The sequence below is a fragment of the Agrobacterium bohemicum genome, assembly GCF_001562555.1.
GTDB classification, from domain to species: domain Bacteria; phylum Pseudomonadota; class Alphaproteobacteria; order Rhizobiales; family Rhizobiaceae; genus Agrobacterium; species Agrobacterium bohemicum.
The window spans coordinates 348,957-370,141 of sequence record NZ_KQ961023.1 but is presented as its reverse complement, the minus strand read 5'-3'; the positions used below and the strand labels follow the sequence as shown (position 1 = coordinate 370,141).

General features: G+C 55.8%; 20 protein-coding genes. 14 read left to right on the top strand and 6 right to left on the bottom strand.

Annotated elements, in window-relative coordinates:
• Positions 1 to 20: 20 nt before the first annotated feature.
• Positions 21 to 959, bottom strand: a complete 939-nt coding sequence (locus tag ATO67_RS01750) for a carbohydrate kinase family protein (RefSeq protein WP_082760132.1) — start codon at positions 957 to 959, stop codon at positions 21 to 23.
• Between the two features lie 246 nt (positions 960 to 1,205).
• Here ATO67_RS01750 and recA point away from each other — a divergent pair, with 246 nt between their 5' ends.
• Both recA and alaS read left to right on the top strand, forming a co-directional pair.
• Positions 1,206 to 2,294: a recombinase RecA gene (gene recA, locus ATO67_RS01745; protein WP_067643428.1), complete on the top strand. Its 1,089-nt coding sequence runs from the start codon at positions 1,206 to 1,208 to the stop codon at positions 2,292 to 2,294.
• Positions 2,295 to 2,485: 191 nt separating this feature from the next.
• Positions 2,486 to 5,149 (top strand): alanine--tRNA ligase, encoded by a 2,664-nt coding sequence (gene alaS, locus ATO67_RS01740; RefSeq protein ID WP_067644216.1) that lies wholly within the window; start codon positions 2,486 to 2,488, stop codon positions 5,147 to 5,149.
• A 168-nt stretch (positions 5,150 to 5,317) separates the two neighbouring features.
• Here the strand turns inward: alaS and ATO67_RS01735 are convergent, their stop codons facing one another.
• Positions 5,318 to 5,944, bottom strand: a complete 627-nt coding sequence (locus tag ATO67_RS01735) for a glutathione S-transferase family protein (protein ID WP_067643425.1) — start codon at positions 5,942 to 5,944, stop codon at positions 5,318 to 5,320.
• A 134-nt stretch (positions 5,945 to 6,078) separates the two neighbouring features.
• Positions 6,079 to 7,293 (bottom strand): NADP-dependent isocitrate dehydrogenase, encoded by a 1,215-nt coding sequence (locus ATO67_RS01730; RefSeq protein WP_067644213.1) that lies wholly within the window; start codon positions 7,291 to 7,293, stop codon positions 6,079 to 6,081.
• Positions 7,294 to 7,506: 213 nt separating this feature from the next.
• Between ATO67_RS01730 and ATO67_RS01725 the strand changes: the two genes are divergently transcribed.
• The 8 genes from ATO67_RS01725 (at position 7,507) to ATO67_RS01695 (ending at position 14,268) form a co-directional block, all read left to right on the top strand.
• Positions 7,507 to 8,040, top strand: coding sequence for a hypothetical protein (locus ATO67_RS01725; protein ID WP_067643422.1), 534 nt, complete (start codon positions 7,507 to 7,509; stop codon positions 8,038 to 8,040).
• Positions 8,041 to 8,116: 76 nt separating this feature from the next.
• A complete protein-coding gene (locus ATO67_RS01720) occupies positions 8,117 to 8,947 on the top strand; it encodes an RNA methyltransferase (RefSeq protein ID WP_067643419.1) in 831 nt (276 codons plus the stop codon).
• Position 8,948: 1 nt separating this feature from the next.
• Positions 8,949 to 9,752: a glutamate racemase gene (gene murI / locus ATO67_RS01715; RefSeq protein WP_425352175.1), complete on the top strand. Its 804-nt coding sequence runs from the start codon at positions 8,949 to 8,951 to the stop codon at positions 9,750 to 9,752.
• A gap of 393 nt (positions 9,753 to 10,145) precedes the next feature.
• Positions 10,146 to 10,382 carry a DUF1127 domain-containing protein gene (locus tag ATO67_RS22215; RefSeq protein WP_082760113.1) on the top strand — a complete coding sequence of 79 codons (237 nt, stop codon included), beginning with the start codon at positions 10,146 to 10,148 and terminating at the stop codon, positions 10,380 to 10,382.
• Positions 10,383 to 10,453: 71 nt separating this feature from the next.
• Complete coding sequence (locus ATO67_RS01710) at positions 10,454 to 10,969, top strand: GNAT family N-acetyltransferase (RefSeq protein ID WP_067643413.1); 516 nt, start codon at positions 10,454 to 10,456, stop codon at positions 10,967 to 10,969.
• Positions 10,970 to 11,058: 89 nt separating this feature from the next.
• Positions 11,059 to 11,694: a LysE family translocator gene (locus ATO67_RS01705; RefSeq protein ID WP_067643410.1), complete on the top strand. Its 636-nt coding sequence runs from the start codon at positions 11,059 to 11,061 to the stop codon at positions 11,692 to 11,694.
• A 43-nt stretch (positions 11,695 to 11,737) separates the two neighbouring features.
• Entirely contained in the window at positions 11,738 to 12,625 is an 888-nt protein-coding gene (locus ATO67_RS01700) for an EamA family transporter (RefSeq protein WP_067643407.1), read from the top strand.
• 125 nt (positions 12,626 to 12,750) lie between these two features.
• The gene (locus tag ATO67_RS01695; protein WP_067644210.1) at positions 12,751 to 14,268 is read left to right on the top strand and encodes a helicase HerA domain-containing protein; all 1,518 of its coding nucleotides are present in this window, start codon (positions 12,751 to 12,753) and stop codon (positions 14,266 to 14,268) included.
• 36 nt (positions 14,269 to 14,304) lie between these two features.
• Here the strand turns inward: ATO67_RS01695 and ATO67_RS01690 are convergent, their stop codons facing one another.
• Positions 14,305 to 15,288 (bottom strand): TerC family protein, encoded by a 984-nt coding sequence (locus ATO67_RS01690; protein WP_067643404.1) that lies wholly within the window; start codon positions 15,286 to 15,288, stop codon positions 14,305 to 14,307.
• Between the two features lie 450 nt (positions 15,289 to 15,738).
• Between ATO67_RS01690 and rpsD the strand changes: the two genes are divergently transcribed.
• Positions 15,739 to 16,356 carry a 30S ribosomal protein S4 gene (gene rpsD / locus ATO67_RS01685; RefSeq protein WP_067643402.1) on the top strand — a complete coding sequence of 206 codons (618 nt, stop codon included), beginning with the start codon at positions 15,739 to 15,741 and terminating at the stop codon, positions 16,354 to 16,356.
• A gap of 199 nt (positions 16,357 to 16,555) precedes the next feature.
• Here the strand turns inward: rpsD and gph are convergent, their stop codons facing one another.
• Entirely contained in the window at positions 16,556 to 17,257 is a 702-nt protein-coding gene (gph, locus tag ATO67_RS01680; protein ID WP_067643399.1) for a phosphoglycolate phosphatase, read from the bottom strand.
• 191 nt (positions 17,258 to 17,448) lie between these two features.
• On the opposite strand from gph, the gene rpiA reads away from it, so the two are divergent.
• The 3 genes from rpiA (at position 17,449) to gor (ending at position 20,265) form a co-directional block, all read left to right on the top strand.
• Positions 17,449 to 18,147 carry a ribose-5-phosphate isomerase RpiA gene (rpiA, locus tag ATO67_RS01675; protein WP_067643396.1) on the top strand — a complete coding sequence of 233 codons (699 nt, stop codon included), beginning with the start codon at positions 17,449 to 17,451 and terminating at the stop codon, positions 18,145 to 18,147.
• 17 nt (positions 18,148 to 18,164) lie between these two features.
• Positions 18,165 to 18,770 carry a DUF2059 domain-containing protein gene (locus ATO67_RS01670; RefSeq protein WP_067643393.1) on the top strand — a complete coding sequence of 202 codons (606 nt, stop codon included), beginning with the start codon at positions 18,165 to 18,167 and terminating at the stop codon, positions 18,768 to 18,770.
• Between the two features lie 106 nt (positions 18,771 to 18,876).
• Positions 18,877 to 20,265, top strand: coding sequence for a glutathione-disulfide reductase (gene gor, locus ATO67_RS01665; RefSeq protein WP_067643390.1), 1,389 nt, complete (start codon positions 18,877 to 18,879; stop codon positions 20,263 to 20,265).
• Here gor and ATO67_RS01660 read toward each other — a convergent pair.
• Positions 20,243 to 21,154 carry a LysR family transcriptional regulator gene (locus ATO67_RS01660; RefSeq protein WP_067644208.1) on the bottom strand — a complete coding sequence of 304 codons (912 nt, stop codon included), beginning with the start codon at positions 21,152 to 21,154 and terminating at the stop codon, positions 20,243 to 20,245. The genes gor and ATO67_RS01660 overlap by 23 nt on opposite strands.
• Positions 21,155 to 21,185 lie beyond the last annotated feature (31 nt).

Genomic DNA, 21,185 nt, shown 5'->3' with positions numbered 1-21,185 from the left:
GGTTTATTTAAACGATCTCTTCACAACATTTCGGCCGATGGCACAAGAGCCAGCATGGCGTTCAATGTTGCAGCAGAAAGCTCTGTTGCAGTGGCGTAAGGTGATTGTACCGTGATAGCCGCTGCCGCTGCTCCATGACGCAGAGCCTCACCAATTGATTTGCCGTCCCCAATCGCAGCAAGATAACCAGATGCCATGGCATCACCGGCACCTGTTACATCCTGCACATCTTCAATGAGCGGCGGGTGGAGAATGGCCGTTTCCTTTTCAGAAAACGCTACGACGTGCCGGGCACCACTGGTTATAACACCACCGCGTAGACCAATCGCCCTGAGATGCCTCGGCCACTCTCGCACATCGTTTACGTCGGTACCCGTCAGCGCGCGCGCTTCAGCTTCATTCATGAACAGCATGTGGATATCGGGTAGGGCGGCCTTCAGCCTCACGGCTTTGGCAGGGGATATGGCGATGGCAGCCAGCATCTTTTCGCAAGCGCGCGCGGAAACACCGACAGCGCGCAGTGTATCGTCTGGCAGGTTCGCATCACACAAAATGATGTCGCTAGCCATGATGGCATCGCGCACGGCGCGCACGCGCAGGCGGCGCGGTGTGAACAGCTTGTAGAGGTCCATGTCGGCTATGGCAATAACGAGATTTCCATCTCGTTCAAGAATGGCGGTATAGCTGGGGGTGCTGCGATCCAGAAATGTGAAAGGAGTATCCTCCACGCCTGCCTCGAGTGCGGCAGCGGCAACAGTTTCGCCATTGGAATCACCGCCGCGTGGGGCGATAATCCTGACCATGAAACCAAGGCGTGCCAGATTGCGTGCCGCGTTGAACCCGCCACCGCCCGCTTCTTCCATCCATGAGCCGGGATTGCTGGCGCCCGCGACTGTTTCCGCCTCGATCATGCCCCGTCGGTCAATATGCGCGCCGCCCAGAACGAGTATTTTATTCACGTCAAACTTCCTCTCCGGATCGGTGACCGACATTCCGATTCGTGCATCTCTTGTATTGAAAACCGTTCCATATCAGTCATTTTTTCCACAAGATGAAAAGAAAAACAAAAGTAGAACAAAGGACTTATCCATATTTGTTTTCAATATGATGCTACCGGCTTGTGGCATGAGAACAAATAAAGTACAAAACGGTCACAGAGAGCTTCATTGCCTGTGCGGCTTCAATAACCTAAAGGTGGTTTTCAGATGGCACAAAATTCTTTGCGTCTTGTAGAGGACAAAGCAGTGGATAAAAGCAAGGCACTGGAAGCGGCGCTTTCCCAGATCGAACGTTCGTTCGGCAAGGGATCGATCATGAAGCTCGGTTCCAATGAAAGTATCGTCGAGGTCGAGACCATTTCTACGGGCTCGCTCAGCCTTGATGTCGCACTTGGTATTGGCGGTCTGCCCAAGGGCCGTATCATTGAAATTTATGGACCGGAAAGCTCCGGTAAGACAACGCTTGCTTTGCAGACGATTGCTGAAGCGCAGAAAAAGGGCGGTATTTGCGCATTTGTGGATGCCGAACATGCGCTTGATCCGGTCTATGCCCGCAAGCTCGGCGTCGATCTTCACAACCTGCTGATTTCGCAGCCGGACACAGGTGAACAGGCGCTCGAAATCACCGATACGCTGGTGCGCTCCGGTGCCGTTGACGTTCTGGTCATCGACTCCGTTGCGGCCTTGACGCCGCGTGCGGAAATTGAAGGCGAAATGGGCGATAGTCTTCCGGGCCTTCAGGCTCGCTTGATGAGCCAGGCGCTGCGCAAGTTGACGGCTTCGATTTCCAAGTCGAAGACCATGGTCATCTTCATCAACCAGATACGTATGAAGATCGGCATTTCCTACGGTTCGCCTGAAGTTACGACGGGCGGCAACGCGCTGAAGTTCTACGCTTCGGTACGCCTTGACATTCGCCGCATCGGTGCCGTCAAGGATCGCGAAGAAGTCGTTGGCAACCAGACGCGCGTCAAGGTTGTCAAGAACAAGATGGCACCTCCTTTCAAGCAGGTCGAATTCGACATCATGTATGGCGAAGGCGTTTCCAAGACCGGCGAGTTGGTGGATCTAGGCGTGAAGGCCGGTCTGGTCGAAAAGGCCGGCGCTTGGTTCTCCTACAAGAGCCAACGTCTGGGGCAGGGCCGTGAGAACGCGAAAACCTTCCTGAAGGAAAATCCAGCGGTGGCGGAGGAGATCGAACTGGCGCTTCGCCAGAACGCTGGTCTGATTGCTGAAAAGTTCCTCCAGAATGGTGGACCTGAAGCGGATGCCGACGGTGTTGATCCTGAAGCATGATCTGCCGTTGCCGAACGTAGAGTGAGGCAATATTTGATCGTTTGAAGACAAAGGTCGTGCGATTGTGTCGCGCGGCCTTTATTTGTGCTGTAACCCCACCCTCTTTGGCTGGACAGGCAGGGTGGCGAGCGATAAAAGCCAGTGTTTTTTATGCTATGGCCGCGGTATCGCGTGGAAATGAAGGACTTCTGATGAGCGGTGTAAATGAAATCCGGTCGACCTTCCTCGACTACTTCAAGAAGAACGGTCACGAGATCGTGCCATCCAGCCCGCTCGTTCCGCGCAACGACCCGACGTTGATGTTCACGAATGCCGGCATGGTTCAGTTCAAGAACGTTTTCACCGGATTGGAGAGCCGCCCCTATTCCACGGCAGCGTCGTCGCAGAAATGCGTGCGCGCAGGGGGCAAGCACAACGACCTCGACAATGTCGGCTATACCGCACGTCACCACACCTTTTTTGAAATGCTCGGAAACTTTTCCTTTGGCGACTACTTCAAGGAAGAGGCGATCACGCACGCCTGGAACCTGATCACCAAGGAATTCGGTATCGACAAGAACCGTCTGCTGGTGACTGTATATCATACCGATGACGAAGCCTTTAACCTCTGGAAGAAGATCGCTGGTTTTTCCGACGATCGCATCATTCGCATCCCGACCAGCGACAATTTCTGGGCGATGGGTGATACCGGTCCGTGCGGTCCCTGCTCGGAAATCTTCTATGACCATGGCGATCATATCTGGGGCGGACCTCCCGGTTCCGCAGATGAAGATGGTGACCGGTTCATCGAAATCTGGAACCTCGTTTTCATGCAGTATGAACAGGTGTCCAAGGAAGAGCGCATCAACCTGCCGCGTCCATCTATCGATACCGGCATGGGGCTTGAGCGTATTTCTGCGCTGCTTCAAGGCAAGCATGACAATTACGACACCGACCTGTTCCGCGCATTGATTTCGGCCTCCGTCGAAGCGACCGGCGTTCCAGCCGAAGGCGAAAACCGCGCGAGCCACCGCATCATTGCCGACCATCTGCGCTCCACCGCGTTCCTCATTGCAGATGGCGTTCTGCCATCGAATGAAGGTCGCGGCTACGTTCTGCGTCGCATCATGCGCCGCGCCATGCGTCATGCAGAATTGCTGGGTTCGCGCGAGCCACTAATCTGGAAGCTGCTGCCTGCACTTATTCAGCAGATGGGCCGGGCCTATCCGGAATTGGTACGTGCGGAGGCGCTGATTTCCGAAACGATGAAACTGGAAGAAACGCGGTTCCGCAAGACGCTTGCGCGTGGCCTTACGTTGCTGTCCGATGCCACATCGACGCTCCATAAGGGCGATATGCTGGACGGGGAAACCGCTTTCAAGCTTCACGACACCTACGGTTTCCCCCTAGACCTGACGCAGGACGCACTTCGCGCCCGCGAAATCGGCGTTGATGTCTCAGGCTTTACCGACGCGATGGAGCGCCAGAAGGCCGAGGCACGCTCACACTGGACCGGCTCCGGCGACAAGGCGACAGAAACCGTCTGGTTCGAGCTCAAGGAAAAGCACGGCGCCACCGAGTTTCTGGGCTACGACACCGAGACCGCAGAAGGCGTGGTTCTCGCCATCGTCAAGGACGGCAAGTCGGTGGAGAGCGCTTCTGATGGCGAAACTGTCCAGATCGTCGTCAACCAGACGCCGTTCTACGGCGAGTCCGGTGGACAAATGGGCGATACCGGTATCATCTCGTCCGACGAGGGCACCTTTACGGTCACCGATACCCACAAGAAAGGCGAGGGCCTGTTTGCGCATATCGGCTCCATCTCCAAGGGCAACATCAAGGTTGGTGACGAGGTTGAATTGACCGTCGATCATGACCGTCGCTCGCGTCTGCGCGCCAACCATTCGGCCACCCACCTGCTGCACGAAGCGCTGCGAGAAGTGCTCGGCACACACGTTGCCCAGAAGGGTTCCTTGGTGGCTCCTGAGCGTCTGCGCTTCGACGTCTCTCACCCCAAGCCCATGTCGGCGGAAGAGTTGAAGATCGTCGAGGATATGGCCAACGAAATCATCCTGCAAAACTCACCTGTCGTCACGCGTCTGATGAGCGTCGATGATGCCATTGCCGAAGGTGCGATGGCGCTGTTCGGTGAAAAATATGGTGATGAAGTCCGAGTTGTGTCGATGGGCACCGGCATTCACGGCGCCAAGGCCAACCGTCCTTATTCCGTCGAACTTTGCGGTGGCACGCATGTTGCAGCGACTGGCCAGATCGGTCTCGTGCGCGTTCTCGGCGATAGCGCTGTGAGTGCAGGTGTGCGCCGTATCGAGGCGGTAACTGGCGCAGGGGCTCTTGCCTATCTGGCCGAGCAGGATGATCGCGTCAAGGCGCTGGCATCGTCGTTGAAGGTTCAGCCCGCAGAGGTCCTGACCCGCGTTGAAAGCCTGATGGATGAACGCAAGAAGCTTGAACGTGAACTGGCGGACGCCCGCCGCAAACTGGCCATGGGTGGCGGCTCAGTGGAAGGTTCTGCTGGCGACGTTAAAGACGTCGGCGGAGTGAAGTTCCTTTCCAAATCCATGTCGGGTATCGATGCGAAAGATCTCAAAAGTCTCGCCGACGAAGCCAAGACCAGCCTTGGCTCCGGCGTCGTGTTGCTGATTGCGGTGTCTGAAGATGGCAAGGCCAGCGCCGTTGCTGCCGTCACCGAAGACCTGACGGCCCGCTTCAGTGCTGTCGATCTCGTGCGCACCGCATCCGCTGCACTCGGCGGTAAGGGTGGCGGTGGTCGCCCCGATATGGCGCAGGCCGGTGGCCCTGATGGTGACAAGGCCGATGCGGCGATTGAAGCAGTTGCGGCTGTGTTGGCTGGTTGAGCAAATAAAAGGCGGGCGTTGTTTTTGAATGTGGGTCATCATCCTCGGGCTTCACCCGAGGATATAACGAACCACCAGATGAAATGTGGTTAGACCCTCGGGACAAGCCCAAGGGTGACGAAGGAGAGGCGTTCCGCTCTTGCTCTCAATCGTCATTCCTTTCCCGGTTTATTCAGCCGCTTGCTGCGCTTTTGCCGCCTCGTCGTCCAACTGAGTCGCGCGCTTGTAGGCGGGGCGATCATGGACATCGGCGAGATAATTCACAAAGCGCTGGCGTTTTTCGATGGAGCCGAAGTGGAGACCCCAGCTTATTTGTGAGCCGATATACACGTCAGCTGCCGTGAACTGGTCTCCCGCGATAAAACGGTTGGCGTTCAGTGCGTGCTCCAGGGTGTCCATGACATCGGAATAGGCACCGCAGCCTGCCATGCGCTGCTTGTCCCGACCGATTTCAAAGCCCATTGCCTTGGTGGAGACGGCCATTTCCAGTGGACCTGCCGCGTAGAAGAACCAGCGGTAATAGGTGCCACGATCTGTAATCTGCGGCGCAAGTTTGGCCTGCGGGAATGCATCGGCAAGATAGGCGCAGATGGCTGCGCATTCGGTCACCACGGTATCGCCGTGCTTGATGGCGGGTACCTTACCCATCGGGTTAATGGCTTTGTAGGCCTCGGACTTCATCTCGCCAGCGTAGCCAAGATACTCCGTTTTGTATGTTGCGCCCGCTTCTTCCAGCATCCAGCGCACGATGCGTCCGCGCGACATCGGGTTGGTGTAGAATGTCAGTTCGCTCATGGTGTCTTCTCCCGCTGATTTTCTGATTTCGAAATTGCATTGCGTCTGCGACGTGATCAAGACAGAGGCTTTCGAGCCAAAAGAAAACCCGGCGCAAAGGCCGGGTTCTCGTGGTCAGTTATGAAGGTCGCCAATCAGGCAGCCATAGCCTTCTTGAGGTTTTCGTCGATCTTGTCGAGGAACGCCGTTGTGGAGAGCCAAGGCTGATCAGGGCCAATGAGCAGTGCCAGATCCTTGGTCATGTAACCGGCTTCGACGGTGTCGACGCAGACGGTTTCGAGCGTGGCGGCAAACTTCGCCAGTTCTGCATTGTCATCCAGCTTGGCGCGGTGAGCGAGGCCACGGCTCCAGGCGAAGATCGACGCGATGGAGTTGGTCGAGGTTTCCTGACCCTTCTGGTGCTGGCGGTAGTGACGTGTCACCGTGCCGTGCGCAGCTTCAGCTTCAACCGTGCGGCCATCTGGCGACAGAAGAACAGAGGTCATCAGGCCGAGCGAGCCGAAGCCCTGCGCAACTGTGTCCGACTGAACGTCGCCATCGTAGTTCTTGCACGCCCAGACGTAACCGCCGGACCACTTGAGAGCGGAGGCAACCATGTCGTCGATCAGGCGGTGTTCGTAGGTGATGCCAACTTCGTCGAACTTCGCCTTGAATTCAGCCTGATAGATTTCTTCGAAGATGTCCTTGAAGCGACCGTCATAAGCTTTCAGGATGGTGTTCTTGGTAGACAGGTAAACGGGCCACTTGCGCATCAGGCCGTAGTTCATGGATGCACGCGCGAATTCGCGGATCGACTCATCAAGATTGTACATGGCCATGGCAACGCCAGCACCGGGCGCGTCGAACACGTCCTTCTCGATGACCTGGCCGTCTTCACCAACGAACTTGATCGTCAGCTTGCCCTTGCCCGGGAATTTGAAATCGGTTGCCTTGTACTGGTCACCGAAAGCGTGACGACCAACGACGATTGGCTTTGTCCAGCCTGGAACAAGGCGAGGCACGTTCTTGCAGATGATGGGTTCGCGGAAAATAACGCCGCCGAGAATGTTGCGGATTGTGCCGTTCGGGCTCTTCCACATCTGCTTGAGGTTGAATTCCTTGACGCGGTCTTCGTCTGGCGTGATCGTCGCGCACTTGATGCCAACACCGTGCTTCTTGATGGCGTGGGCAGCGTCGACCGTTACTTGGTCGTTGGTAGCATCGCGGTTTTCAACGGAAAGATCGTAATATTCGATATCGAGATCGAGGTACGGGAGGATCAGCTTATCCTTGATGAGCTGCCAGATGATACGAGTCATTTCGTCGCCGTCGAGATCGACGACCGGATTGGCTACCTTGATCTTTGTCATGAATTCCTCACCTTCGAGAACGATTGCGCCGGGAGGGCGCGATATGCAAAAAATATCCCGTGGCGCTATAGCATCGTGAGCGCGCAAGGCAAAGCCATGCACATGCTTTTTTGGACTTTCTAAAACAACCGGAAGCGCATTGCCAAAACGCAATGGCGAATTAAAGTCCGGACGAATCGCTTAACTCGGTAAGCTCTGCTTCAGGACATCATTATGCGGAAAACTCTGCTCGCCACGACCGCCGCCCTTCTTTTCTCCTGCAATGCCTTTGCAGCCGACCCTACAGAACCGGTCAAGAAGGTGATGGACATTACCGTCAAGAACTGGTCCGGCGAAGCGGATGATTGGAAATACATTTTTGATGAGGATCTGCTGAGCACATTGTTCAGCAAGACCTTCGCGTCGCAGTACCGCGAAGCATCCAAAAAACCTGCCTCTGACGTCGAGAATAGCGATAAGGGCGATCCGTTCGGTTATGATGTCGTCACCAATTCGCAAGATGGCTGCCCGTTGCAGGATGTCACCATTACGCCTGCGCCGCCTAAAGACGGAATGACCGATGTTACCGTCAAGTTCAAGCTTTGGGCCTGTATGGACGAGGCCGAGATGAAGGCGACGGTCGATCAGGTGAATTTCGATGTTGTCGAAGAAGACGGCAAGCCAGTGATCAACGATATTCACCGCGTGGGTGACGAGGGTAGGGATTCGCTGCTTCAAGAGATGGCAAACATCATCAAGGGCGAATAATGCGGTCATCCGCCGCGCCTGCCTTTGATTTGTCGTGAAATCTATGCCAGTGAAGCCTAAAAATCGGAAGGCGAACATGGCAGGCACGAATAGCGAGCTTCAGCTTTTGGCAGAAGGCCCGGCGATCATTCTGGTCGAACCTCAACTCGGTGAAAACATCGGCATGGTGGCCCGTGCCATGGCCAATTTCGGTCTTGCGGAACTGCGGCTGGTCAACCCGAGGGATGGCTGGCCGAGCGAGAAAGCCCGTTCTGCGGCATCGAAAGCCGATCACGTCATCGACCATACGCGGGTCTTCGACACCATTGAGGAAGCGACGGCCGACCTCCAGTTCACATATGCCACCACGGCGCGGGAGCGTTACGGTTTCAAGCCGGTGCGTGCGCCTGTGGTTGCTGCAGAAACCCTGCGCACAAAATTCAAGTCCGGCGAGAAGACCGGTATACTGTTTGGTCGCGAGCGCTGGGGCTTGACCAACGAAGAGGTGGCGCTGGCCGATGAGATCGTGACCTTCCCGGTCAACCCCGCTTTTGCTTCGCTGAACATTGCGCAAGCCGTGCTGCTGATGTCTTATGAGTGGATGAAGTCCAGCATGGATGACGTGAGCGAAACGTCGTTTGAGCCGCTGGAACAGCAGCAGGCGACGAAAGAGCAGCTTTATGGGCTGTTCGACCAGATGGAAGAAGCGTTGAATGCGCGTGGCTATTTTCGCCCCGAAGGTAAGAGGCAGCGCATGATCGAGAACCTGCGCGCCGTTCTTTCGCGTCGGGCGTTGACATCCCAGGAAATCAGCGTGTTACGTGGCGTTTTCGGCACATTCGATAAATATGGTCGCCAGACGCCACGCGGCAGCAATGGTCCATATGCTGAGGGGAGCAAGAAGGAAGATGACCGCAACGACACGTGATATGGTGCAGCCAACACTCAAGCCGGTACTTGTTCTCGACAGCGGCATCGGTGGTCTGACCGTTTTGCGTGAAGCTAGGGTGCTGATGCCCGAGCGGGGCTTTATCTATGTCGCTGATGATGCGGGTTTTCCCTATGGCGGATGGGAAGAAAGCGCGTTGACGGAGCGGCTTCTTGCCCTGTTCGGGCGTTTGATCGAAACCCACCAACCGGAAATCTGCATCGTTGCCTGTAACACTGCCTTTACGCTGGCGGGTGCGGCCCTGCGAGCCAAATTTCCGGATATGACCTTTGTTGGCACTGTTCCCGCAATCAAACCCGCGGCAGAACGCACCCGTTCCGGTCTCGTCTCGGTGCTGGCGACACCTGGTACCGTCAAGCGTGCCTATACGCGTGACCTCATCCAGTCGTTTGCATCGCAGTGCCATGTGCGTCTGGTGGGATCTGAAAATCTGGCCCGTATGTCCGAGGCATGGATCAGAGGAGAACCGGTTTCCGATGAGGCCGTGCTCGCTGAAATATCGCCGTGCTTCATCGAGGCCGATGGTAAACGCACGGATATTGTTGTGCTGGCCTGCACGCATTATCCTTTCCTGGCCAACGTGTTCCGCAGGCTTGCTCCATGGCCGGTCGATTGGCTGGACCCCGCAGAGGCAATTGCGCGACAGGCAAGACGCAAGGTGGAACTGATCCACGGTGCGGAGCATCCGGATGGTTTCGATTTTGCTATCTTCACCTCCGGTCAAGTTGATTTCACCACCCGAAGGCTGATGCAGGGATTTGGTTTGAAAATCGCAACGTCATAGGCGCCCGAAGCAGATTGTTGCGTTTTTGCATCAATGAATATGCTTCGATGCAATTCGAGATTGAACCTATTGAAATCGAATCGAAGCGGTGTCATAAAAATCAGGCCCGCAACTCAAACTCAGGAGGCGTAGTAATGAACACATTCAATTATCATGGCCTCTTTGGCGTGGTTCGACTTATGGCTTCGGTTATGACCGCAAATATTATGCCATCTGTTCGACGTGGAATCGCTGTCTAAGCTTTTCCCCAGCCTTTACAGGCCTTCTAACTCTTATCCATACGTGTCGGTCGTCTTGTAGTTGTCGCAGCGTCAAGCTGTGTCCGTCGTACCCGCACGTCTTTTCCCATCATGAAAGGACCTGGTCGCTTGATCGCGCCGGGACGGACTTCCTATGTCTAAAGAGCAATCTTTACGTGTAAATAACGTTTCCGAAGCGGTTGATGAACTGTTCAGCCAGTTCGGAGCATGGACCACGGTGAAGGCCATGCTGTTTGTCGCATGGCGACGTCAGCAAACACGGGCTCATGTGTCTCATCTGTCAGACTACATGCGTCGTGATATCGGTCTGCCTGTTGAAAAACCTTTGCCATATCAGTCATTGATACCACCCTGGTATCCACGGTTTTGATGGTCAGGCCTCTCCGCCCTGTTATCGGCGGGGAGCCTTTTAAGTGATATGCGTCAAAAATCGAGGTTGCTATGCAATTTGCTATAAACAAACTGTCGGGCGCGGATGCCGCAGACTATCGCGATCTTCGTTTGGAGGGCCTTTTCAACAATCCGGAATCCTTCGGTGCCTCGCTCGACGACGAATCACTGTTGTCCGTCGAGGATTTTGCACAGCGCCTCAATGGAGGAGCCGTCTTCGGCGCTCGCCGTGCCGGCACGGGTGCGTTGATAGGCGCGGTTGGATTACGTATCCCCACGGCGTCAAAGACCAAACACAAAGGCGCGATTTGGGGCATGTATGTGCGGCCAGATATGCGAGGCTCGGGTATTGGTGCTGCATTGATCAAACACGTGTTGGACTATGCAGGGCCGATTGTCGAGGAGGTCACCATCGTCGTCGGAGCATCGAACGTGGCTGCCTATAATCTCTATCTCAAAATGGGTTTTGAGCAATACGGCTTTGAGAAGCGCGCCCTGAAGATCGGGCAAAGCTACCATGACGAGGTGCTTATGGCTCTCGTGCTGAAGCCGATACCAACGCCTTGAAACGCGCCAGCGCCGGGCCAGATGGCATTGATTGACATAGGTCCGGCTTGGTGGCTTGCTCCAAATTATCATCATCAGGGAACTTCAAAATGCCTTTTGAAAACTGGTTGGCCTTTGTGGCCGCATCTGCCGTAATGCTCGCCATTCCCGGTCCGACTATTCTGCTTGTTATCTCTTACGCGCTCGGCCATGGCCGCAAGGCGAGTTCGGCAACCGTTGCTGGCGTGGCGCTGGGGGACTTTACAGCGATGACGGCGTCCATGCTGGGGCTGGGTGCGCTGCTGGTGACTTCAGCTGCGCTGTTCACCGTGTTGAAATGGGTTGGTGCCGCCTATCTGATTTACCTCGGCTTCAAGTTGTGGCGCGCGCCGGTGAGCAGTGAGGGCGCTGGAAGGTCTGAAGCCACAGGCAAGGAACGTCCGCTTAAAATCTTCCTTCACACCTATATCGTCACAGCCTTGAACCCGAAGAGCATCATCTTCTTCGTGGCGTTCCTGCCGCAGTTTTTGACGCCATCGCTGCCATTCTGGCCGCAGGTGATGATCTTCGAAGTGACGTTCCTTGTGCTTGCCACCTGCAACGCGGCTCTTTATGGGTTGATGGCAAGTGCGGCCCGCAATTCCATTCGCAAGCCAAAAGTTCAGCGCATCGTCAACCGTACGGGCGGCGGCCTGCTGATCGGGGCTGGCCTGTTGACCATGGGTTGGAGGCGCTCCGCCGGCTAACCACGCTGCAATCTTGTGCGGCGCCCGATTGGATAAAAACAAAATGGCAGTGCCGCACATCTTTCTCGCCCTCATTACCGTGTTTTTGTGGGGCTTCAATTTCGTGGTGATCAAGGTGGGCGTCATGGATATGCCGCCGCTGTTCCTGACGGCGTTGCGATACTTCTTTGCCGCCGTTCCACTGGTCTTCTTTCTGCCGCGTCCCAAGGTGCCTTGGAAACATATGGTCGTCTACGGCATGGTTATGGGCTGCGCGCAGTTCGGGCTGTTGTATACCGCCATCAAGTGGGGGCTGCCCGCCGGGTTGGCATCACTGGTCATGCAATCGCAAGCGTTTTTCACCATGGCATTAGCGGTAACGCTGCTGGGCGAAATCCCTCTGAAATCTCATATTGCAGGTGCCGCAGTTGCCTTCGGCGGCTTGGCCGTCATTGGTCTTGAGCGATTGAACATTACCGCGATGGTGCCGCTTCTGATGTGCGTCGGTGCGGCATTCAGCTGGGCGATCGGCAATATCGTCAATCGCAAGGTCGGGCGCGTCAATGCCGTGTCCTTTATCGCCTGGACCAGCCTTGTGCCAGTGCTGCCACTGGTCATCTTGTCGTTGGTGATCGAAGGCCCTCAAGCCATCGCGGAGGGGCTTGCCCTTGCGTCGCCGATGACGGCGATGGTTGTGATCTACATGGCGTATGGCGCAACCATCGTTGGCGCTGGCATCTGGAGCTATCTGCTGTCACGTTATCCGGCCGGAACGGTTGCACCCTTTTCATTACTGGTGCCGATCGTGGGGTTTCTGGGTGCCTACTTTGCATTCAATGAGGAAATCACCCTTTTCGAAATCATCGGCAGCAGCCTGGTCGTTGCAGGTCTGGCGCTCAACGTCTTCGGGCGGCGCATTTCCTTCGGGCGTTTCAGGTCTGCGCGTTCATAATGTTCAATTCCCTGTGCATTGTCTTTATCAGGCAGGGAAATGACCAAAATGTTTGCTAAAGGACGTGTTCGCCGTCTCCTTGGAGAATCGGCCATATCCATTCACAGTGCAGGGAAGCTTTGACATTGCAGGTCGATATCGACATGGGAACCCTATCGGGCGGGCAGCCAGCCAAGCTCGATATTGAAGAATTGCTTGCCACACGTTTGCTGGTGCAGGGCAATTCCGGTTCCGGCAAATCGCATCTCCTGCGCAGATTGCTTGAGCAATCCGCCCCGTGGGTGCAGCAGGTCATCATCGACCCCGAAGGCGACTTCGTTACGCTTGCAGACAAGTTTGGCCATGTGGTTGTCGATGGCGAGCGCACGGAAGGCGAGTTGTCCGGCATCGCCAACCGTATCCGCCAGCACCGCGTGTCATGTGTTCTGACGCTTGAAGGTCTCGACGTCGAACAGCAGATGCGAGCTGCCGCTGCCTTCCTAAACGGCCTGTTCGATGCTGACAGAGAGTTCTGGTATCCGGTTCTCGTTGTCGTGGACGAGGCGCAGATGTTTGCTCCATCAGTGGCCGGCGAAGTGACGGAAGATGCCCGCAAGATGTCGCTGGGTGCGATGACGAACCTCATGTGCCGTGGCCGAAAACGCGGTCTGGCAGGCGTCATCGCCACGCAGCGTCTGGCAAAACTCGCCAAGAACGTCGCTGCCGAGGCGTCGAACTTCCTTATGGGCCGCACCTTTCTCGATATCGATATGGCACGTGCGGCAGATCTGCTCGGCATGGACCGCCGTCAGGCGGAAATGTTCCGCGATTTGCAGCGCGGCAATTTCGTGGCGCTTGGGCCAGCGCTCTCTCGCCGTCCTCTACCCATCATCATCGGTGCTGTCGAAACATCCGCGCGTTCGTCTTCGCCAAAGCTGATGCCGCTGCCGGATTCGCCGCAGGATGTGGAAGAGCTGATTTTTACGCCTGACCCGGACGAGTTCACACGGGGTCCCGTGCGCCGCACACCACCGGCGCCACGCCCGACGACGGATATTCTGGCAGAGCTTTCGCGCTCCACGCCTGCCATTGGCGGGCCGGAGCCGCAACAGCCACAGCGCAGCAGCCAGCCGGAGATGTCCGCGGAAGAACGGGACGAAAAAATCTCTGCCGTGCTTTCCGAGATCATGGACGATCCGCAATCGGCCTATCGCACCGATGCCGTGCTCTATCAGGAGTTTCTGGTGCGCGCCCGCATGCGCCGCATTCCCGGAACGCCCATGGCGCTGTCGGAATTCCGTCGCCAAGTGGCCATCACCCGCTCCGGTGTGGATGCCGAGATGGCGGCAAGCGAGGACTGGCAGAAGGCACTGGCGCTTTCGAAGAATGTCTCCGACGATTTGCAGAGCGTCTTCCTGTTACTGGTCAAGTCCGCACTCAGTGGAGAGCCTTGCCCTTCAGACGCCCGGATCGCCCGTGCTTATGGCACGCATTCAGCGCGGCGGGCACGCATGTTGCTTGGTTATTTCGAGGAGAAGGAACTCGTCGTCGTGCATGCCGATTTCTCCGGCAAACGAATCGTTGCCTTCCCCGATCTCGACGCAAAAACCGCACCCGGAGATGCGGATGCGGCTGAGGATATTGCGAAATTTGCAGCCGAGTAGTGTATGAAGGCGGCTTTCACCGCCTTCACATACAGCTTATTCTATTGTCTTCGTTTCATTGCGGGTCGCGAGCAGGGAACCGACCACGCCCGTCACGAGGATAGCGACCGTTACGCCAAGCGATAGGGCAGGCGGGATCTTGGCGATGCCCAGCATGTCGGCCAGGAAGATTTTCGAACCGACGAAGACCAGAACCGCAGCCAGCGCATATTTCAGATAAGCAAAACGGTGGATCAGGGCAGCCAGTGCGAAGTAGAGCGCACGCAGACCAAGAATCGCGAAGATGTTCGACGTGTAGACGATGAACGGGTCTGTCGTGATCGCAAAGATCGCCGGGATCGAATCGACCGCAAAGATAAGGTCGGCAATTTCGACCATAATCAGCGCGAGGAATAGCGGCGTGACAAAGGTCTTTAGCTTGCCGGTCTTTTCATCGACTTCCTTGACGATGAATTTTTCGCCGTGCAGCGCATTCGTCACCGGTAGGTGACGGCGCAGGAACTTCAATATCTTGTTGTTGCCGATATCGTTTTCATCGTGGTCTGACGAAAACAGCATCTTGAGGCCGGTGAACACCAGAAATGCCGCGAAAATATAAAGCACCCAGTGGAAGTTTTCGACGATCGCGGCGCCTGCGGCAATCATGATACCACGCAGGACGATCACGCCGAGAATACCCCAGAGCAGCACGCGGTGCTGATACTGGCGAGGAATGGCAAAGTAGGAAAAGATCATCGCGATGATGAAGATATTGTCCATCGCAAGGCTCTTTTCGACCACGAAGCCGGTGACGTATTCCATCGCAGACTGTTGGCCGGACTGATACCAGATCCAGCCACCGAAGGCCAAGCCAATACCAATATAGAAGGTGGACATCAGCATGCTTTCGCGGATGCCGATTTCCTTGGAGTTCTTATGCAGGACGCCCAGATCGAGCGCCAGCAAACCTAATACGAGAGAAATGAAGACAGCCCACATCCATGTGGGGGTGCCGAGAAAATCAATGAGGAGAAAGTCCATCAGTCAACCTTTGGCCGGACGAGGTTGGCTTTTCGGATGGGGAACGTGTGATAGACATAGACGTGGCCCCAACCTTAAGAGACTCGACATCGCGTATTGTCCGGTAGTACGCCAGAGGGGCCCGAGTCCTGATCACGGACGGGAAATAATGTGGCACAACTGCATTTCAAGGGCGATAGCAATAAAAAATCAGACAGGCGTGTTTGACAAATTTGTGAGATGTGTCTAGAAGCCGCTCAACACCGGGCAGCAATGCTCGGTGTATTTAGTTGGTTGCCCTGTGGTTCTTGAACGACGTTCGGCAATCGACATCACCGACATGTCCCGTGGCTTCTCCGTACGCAAATGTGAGAAACCTGTCAGAGGTCCTAAAACGGGACCTCAGAGGAGGGCGTGTTTCCTTGATCCGGTTTGGTAACAAACCGGTGTAGCGTTCTGAAAGGAAATACGATGAGCAAGCGCGAATCGTCTAAGTATAAAATTGACCGCCGTATGGGCGAAAATATCTGGGGTCGTCCTAAGTCCCCGGTAAACCGTCGCGAATACGGCCCAGGCCAGCACGGTCAGCGCCGCAAGGGCAAGATGAGCGACTTCGGCACGCAGCTGCGCGCCAAGCAGAAGCTCAAGGGCTACTACGGTGAAGTTCGTGAGAAGCAGTTCCGCGCAACTTACGACGAAGCAAACCGTCGCAAGGGTGACACATCCGAGAACCTGATCGGTCTGCTCGAGTCCCGTCTGGACGCGATCGTATACCGCGCAAAGTTCGTTCCGACTGTTTTCGCTGCTCGCCAGTTCGTCAACCATGGCCATGTCACGGTTAACGGCGTTCGCGTCAACATCGGTTCTTACCGTTGCAAGCCAGGCGACGTTGTTGAAGTTCGTCAGAAGTCCAAGCAGCTCGTAACAGTTCTCGAAGCCGTTGCTCTCGCAGAGCGTGACGTTCCTGACTACGTCGAAGTTGACCACAACAAGATGGTAGCGACATTCGTTCGCGTTCCTGCTCTTGCTGACGTGCCATACGCAGTCGTCATGGAACCACACCTCGTGGTCGAATTCTACTCGCGTTAATCTGCGTGTAGCATCCATTGAAAAAGCCGCCTTTCTGGGCGGCTTTTTTGTTGCGCGGTTTTTGTATTTTACTTGCCTAACTCCCCGTCATCCTACGGCTTGTCCCTAGGATCTAACCACGTTCGATGTCGGGGTTCATTAGATCCTCGGCACAAGGCCGAGGATGACGGAGGAGAGGTTTGCAGGATTTATCAGCGTATCAGGCCGCAGCAACCCGCTTCGAAATCAGCCGTTCAATCAATGTCGCATCCAGCTCGTCGTAGCTGTCGATCATCACATCAGGTGCTAGCTCAACCATCGGCACATCCGTATAACCGAAGGTGACGCCCACTGAGGGGATGTTGGCATTCTTGGCGGATGCGATGTCGTTGAAGCTGTCGCCGACCATTACGCTCCGGGCAGCATCGCCGCCCGCTTTTTCGATGGTGCCGGTGATGTGCCGCGCGTCCGGTTTGCGCCACTCGAATGTATCGCCGCAGGTCGTCGCGGCGAAATAGTGGCTCAAGCCTAGTTTTTCGAGGAGCGGAATTGCAAGAGCAGTCGTCTTGTTAGTGCAAACGGCCAGAGTGAAGCCGGCTGCTGTCAATCTGTCGAGTGCCGAAACGATGCCGGGGTAGGGGACGCTCTGTCCGGGCATCTGTTCGAGATAATGGTCGAGGAAACGCTCGTAAAGAGGCTCCAGATCGGCGTCAGAAAGCTCTGTATTGCGCAAGGCGAAAGCCCGCTTGATCATGACGCGCGCGCCATGGCCGACAAGATGCTTGAGGTCCGCATAGGTCGTCGGTGCGAGACCGGCTGCGGCAATGGCGTAATTCAGGCTGTCGATAAGGTCGGGAGCGGTATCGACCAGCGTGCCGTCGAGATCGAATATGACGAGGGTGGATGTCAAGGAATGCCTCATGTTGAACTGACTATGTCCGCCAAGGCTAAGCAAAGGCGCAGGCATTTGCAACGAAACCTTTGGACGGTTGCTTGTCGCTATTCGAAAGGGCTTCCGTTTGCTATTCGACCCGTGTAAACAGCACGCCAGCAAGGAGGTCCAAAAAAAGACCGACGCGCTTATGGACGAGAGAACACGGAGTCTGCAGCCGAATGGATGCCCGCCAAATGAAGATCAAGGCCGCAGAAGCGGCGTTGTCCTATGTCGAAGACGGAATGCGTCTCGGTATTGGTACGGGTTCCACCGCAGAGGAATTCGTCAGGCTTCTCGCAGAAAAAGTATCGTCCGGCCTCAGAGTTCAGGGTGTTCCAACGTCGGAGCGTACTGCGCGTCTGTGTGTTGAACTGGGCGTTCCGTTGAAGTCGCTGGACGAGTTGCCTGAACTGGACCTGACCATCGATGGTGCGGATGAGGTCGACCATGGCCTGCGTCTCATCAAGGGCGGCGGTGGCGCTTTATTGCGTGAAAAGATCGTGGCGGCTGCATCCTCTCGCGTCATTGTGATCGCAGACCAGACAAAGGTCGTGGATACACTCGGTGCGTTTCCTCTGCCCATCGAGATCAATATTTTCGGCAAGGTCGCAACCTGTATCGCCATAGAGAAGCTGGCTTCAAAGCTGGGCCTTTCGGGCGATTTGAAGCTGCGTTCTCTTGAAGACGGTCCCTTCAAAACGGACGGTGGGCACCTCATTTTCGACGCATCTTTTGGCCGTATTCCTGATGCAGAAGCACTGGCACGCGAGCTGAACACCATACCCGGTGTTGTCGAGCACGGACTTTTCATTAATCTGGCATCGCTTGCCATTATCGCCGGGCCTGATGGCGCCCGCATAATGCAGGCGAAAATATAACAGGAGCGAGAGATTTCATGATCAAACTTGCGGGACTAGGCAAAGCTGCCGCTGCTTCGATCCTCATTTCCGGTATCGTATTCGGCACTGCCGTTCGTGCGCAGGAAATTTCAGAAGAGCATATCAATGCTGCAAAGCAGGCTATCGGTACGCTTGGTGTGACCGACCGCTTCGATGATATTCTGCCGGGTCTCGCAGAGCGTCTGAAGGCCGAGCTTATTCAGGCTTCGCCAAACGTTCAGGACGCAATTACCGAGACCGTCGATACCAAGGCGCTTGAACTTGCGCCGCGCCGCGCCGATCTGGAGCGTGAAGCTGCCCTGACCTATGCGCGCGCTTTTTCGCTTGATGAACTGAAAGCAATCTCCGCTTTCTACGGCAGCGAAGCTGGCAAGAAGCTGTTGAAGGATGGTCCTATCGCTACCCGCGAACTGATGAAGGCTGCCGACATCTGGGCCGCTGGAATCAACCGCGATCTGAACACATCCAGCATGACGGAACTTCAGAAGGTTGCTGGCGCTGATCTTCAGCCGCTTCCAGCCAACAATTCCAACGTCGGTGGTGCGCCGGGCGCATCCACAGTGCCTGCGCCAGCCGCACCTGCTGCCAAGCCCAAGCCCTGATCACTTCTGCTAAGTTCAGAATTTTTCAAAGCCCGGATCACACTCCGGGCTTTTCATTTATGCGGTGCAGCACCTATATGTGTGCGACACCATCAGAGGCTGATCCATGACAACTTATGACTATGACCTTTTCGTTATCGGCGGCGGATCCGGCGGTGTTCGCAGTGCCCGTGTAGCCGCTTCGCTCGGCAAACGTGTCGGTATTGCAGAAGAATACCGCTATGGCGGAACCTGCGTCATAAGAGGCTGCGTGCCGAAGAAATTGTTCGTCTATGCCTCGCAATATCCAGAGCATTTCGAAGATGCTGCCGGTTACGGCTGGACCGTGGGGCCAAGTACCTTCGACTGGAAAAAGCTGATTGCGGCCAAGGACAAGGAAATCGATCGTCTGGAAGGTCTCTATCGCAAGGGACTTGAGAATGCCAAGGCTGAGATTTTCGACAGCCGCGCTGAGCTGGTCGATGCCCACACGATCAAGCTGTCGAAGTCAGGACAAACGGTTACGGCAGAGCGTATCGTGATTGCCGTTGGCGGTACACCAAATCCGCACGTGTCCTTGCCCGGTTACGAGCTGACGATTTCCTCCAATGATGCTTTCCATCTGGATGAACTGCCCAAATCCATTCTGATTGCGGGCGGCGGCTACATTGCTGTGGAGTTTGCCAATATCTTCCATGGTCTGGGTGTCGAAACCACACTGATCTATCGCGGCAAGGAAATCCTGTCACGCTTCGACAGGGACATGCGCGAAGGCCTGCATGAGGCAATGGTTGCAAAGGGTATCCGCATCCTTCTCGAAGACGTCATTCAGGAGGTCAGCAAGGACGGAGCCGGCGGTTTCGTTGCGCGCACCAAGCAGGGCCATTCCCTCAATGTCGGTCTGGTCATGCTAGCGCTGGGGCGTGATCCGAACACGCAGGGGCTTGGCCTCGAAAACGCTGGTGTCACAGTCAACGAAAGGGGCGCGATCGTCGTTGACGACTACTCGCGCACCAATGTTCCTAGTATCTTCGCGTTGGGTGACGTCACCGACCGGGTACAGCTGACGCCAGTGGCCATCCATGAAGCGATGTGCTTCATCGAAACCGAGTTCAGGAACAACCCGACCAAACCGGATCACCATCTCATCGCAACAGCGGTTTTCTCCCAGCCGGAAATTGGCACGGTCGGCATGTCTGAGGAAGAGGCAGCTGCCAAATTCGAGGAGATCGAAGTCTACCGCGCACAGTTCCGCCCCATGAAGGCGACACTTTCCGGCCGCACGGAAAAAACGATCATGAAGCTCATCGTCAATGCCGCAGACCGCAAGGTGGTCGGCGCGCATATTCTCGGCCACGATGCGGGCGAAATGGCGCAGCTTCTCGGCATTACGCTAAAGGCGGGCTGCACCAAGGATGACTTCGATGCCACCATGGCGGTTCATCCGACTGCATCCGAAGAGCTGGTAACGATGTATACGCCAAGCTACCGGGTCAAGAACGGTGAAAGGGTATAACCGAACCTTCGCTTTGGTCCCGTTCTACTCCCAGCGTACCATCAAAAAGAGCCTCGTTGCGCTTCAACAGCGCAGCGAGGCGATCTATCAGAAGTCTCATTTCCGGTGTGTGCCGATCATCGTCGTTGACGGTGAGCCACAGCGGGTGAGACAGTTCCTCTATCGCCTCGCCATTGCGAACGAGACCCGGCATCGCGTCTCCTAGAAATGACGGCAAGATACCGCGTCCTGCACCGCTGGCAATCAGCTTCGGCAGCAGCTCCGGCGCATTGGTCCAGGTGTGGATCGTGGCCTCGTGATTGCGGAATACCCATTTTTCCGCATCTGAGACGGCCACTTCTGTTCCGATTGATATCCAGGGCATGTCATCGCTGAAAGAGAGGTGGGCGGCGCGGTACGCATGATACGTCATCGTCACCGATTTGCGGACGGCGAAATTTCCGTTTTTGGGTGCCGTGTCGAAAATCGCCACCATACCGCGGCGAAATGTCAGGTCTTCATCTTCGGTAATGCATTTGCAACACAGCCGGAATGGGTCTTGCGGCCCACGTAAGACAGCAGCGTTGTCTGACACGAAACCCATCAGCCAGATATTGCTCGCTACAGAGACGATAGGCAGTGAAAAAGCGTTGCCGTGCCATTGGCTGATATCCGATGCTGCCTTCTGCATGGATTGAACACGTTCGAACAATGTCATTCCATCAGGTGCAAGCCTGTAGCCTTGTGGGCTACGGATAAAAAGCGTCCGACCAATCGACCGCTCGAGAAGAAGCATCCTTCGTCCGATTGTTGGGGCGCTGGTACCGGTCAAGCCAGCCGCGCCAGCGAGGCCACCTTGCGCGGCAACAATATGAAATAGTTTCAGGTCGTCCCAGTTCACATCTTTCACGGCCATTACCCTGCTGATCTCAGATACTATA

What these genes read in the sequence shown, in the direction of transcription:
- recA (WP_067643428.1), top strand. Translation starts at nt 1,206, where the DNA reads ATGGCACAAAATTCTTTGCGTCTTGTAGAGGACAAAGCAGTGGATAAA.
- alaS (WP_067644216.1), top strand. Translation starts at nt 2,486, where the DNA reads ATGAGCGGTGTAAATGAAATCCGGTCGACCTTCCTCGACTACTTCAAG.
- ATO67_RS01735 (WP_067643425.1), bottom strand. Translation starts at nt 5,944, where the DNA reads ATGAGCGAACTGACATTCTACACCAACCCGATGTCGCGCGGACGCATC.
- ATO67_RS01730 (WP_067644213.1), bottom strand. Translation starts at nt 7,293, where the DNA reads ATGACAAAGATCAAGGTAGCCAATCCGGTCGTCGATCTCGACGGCGAC.
- ATO67_RS01725 (WP_067643422.1), top strand. Translation starts at nt 7,507, where the DNA reads ATGCGGAAAACTCTGCTCGCCACGACCGCCGCCCTTCTTTTCTCCTGC.
- ATO67_RS01720 (WP_067643419.1), top strand. Translation starts at nt 8,117, where the DNA reads ATGGCAGGCACGAATAGCGAGCTTCAGCTTTTGGCAGAAGGCCCGGCG.
- murI (WP_425352175.1), top strand. Translation starts at nt 8,949, where the DNA reads ATGGTGCAGCCAACACTCAAGCCGGTACTTGTTCTCGACAGCGGCATC.
- ATO67_RS22215 (WP_082760113.1), top strand. Translation starts at nt 10,146, where the DNA reads ATGTCTAAAGAGCAATCTTTACGTGTAAATAACGTTTCCGAAGCGGTT.
- ATO67_RS01710 (WP_067643413.1), top strand. Translation starts at nt 10,454, where the DNA reads ATGCAATTTGCTATAAACAAACTGTCGGGCGCGGATGCCGCAGACTAT.
- ATO67_RS01705 (WP_067643410.1), top strand. Translation starts at nt 11,059, where the DNA reads ATGCCTTTTGAAAACTGGTTGGCCTTTGTGGCCGCATCTGCCGTAATG.
- ATO67_RS01700 (WP_067643407.1), top strand. Translation starts at nt 11,738, where the DNA reads ATGGCAGTGCCGCACATCTTTCTCGCCCTCATTACCGTGTTTTTGTGG.
- ATO67_RS01690 (WP_067643404.1), bottom strand. Translation starts at nt 15,288, where the DNA reads ATGGACTTTCTCCTCATTGATTTTCTCGGCACCCCCACATGGATGTGG.
- rpsD (WP_067643402.1), top strand. Translation starts at nt 15,739, where the DNA reads ATGAGCAAGCGCGAATCGTCTAAGTATAAAATTGACCGCCGTATGGGC.
- gph (WP_067643399.1), bottom strand. Translation starts at nt 17,257, where the DNA reads ATGAGGCATTCCTTGACATCCACCCTCGTCATATTCGATCTCGACGGC.
- rpiA (WP_067643396.1), top strand. Translation starts at nt 17,449, where the DNA reads ATGGATGCCCGCCAAATGAAGATCAAGGCCGCAGAAGCGGCGTTGTCC.
- ATO67_RS01670 (WP_067643393.1), top strand. Translation starts at nt 18,165, where the DNA reads ATGATCAAACTTGCGGGACTAGGCAAAGCTGCCGCTGCTTCGATCCTC.
- gor (WP_067643390.1), top strand. Translation starts at nt 18,877, where the DNA reads ATGACAACTTATGACTATGACCTTTTCGTTATCGGCGGCGGATCCGGC.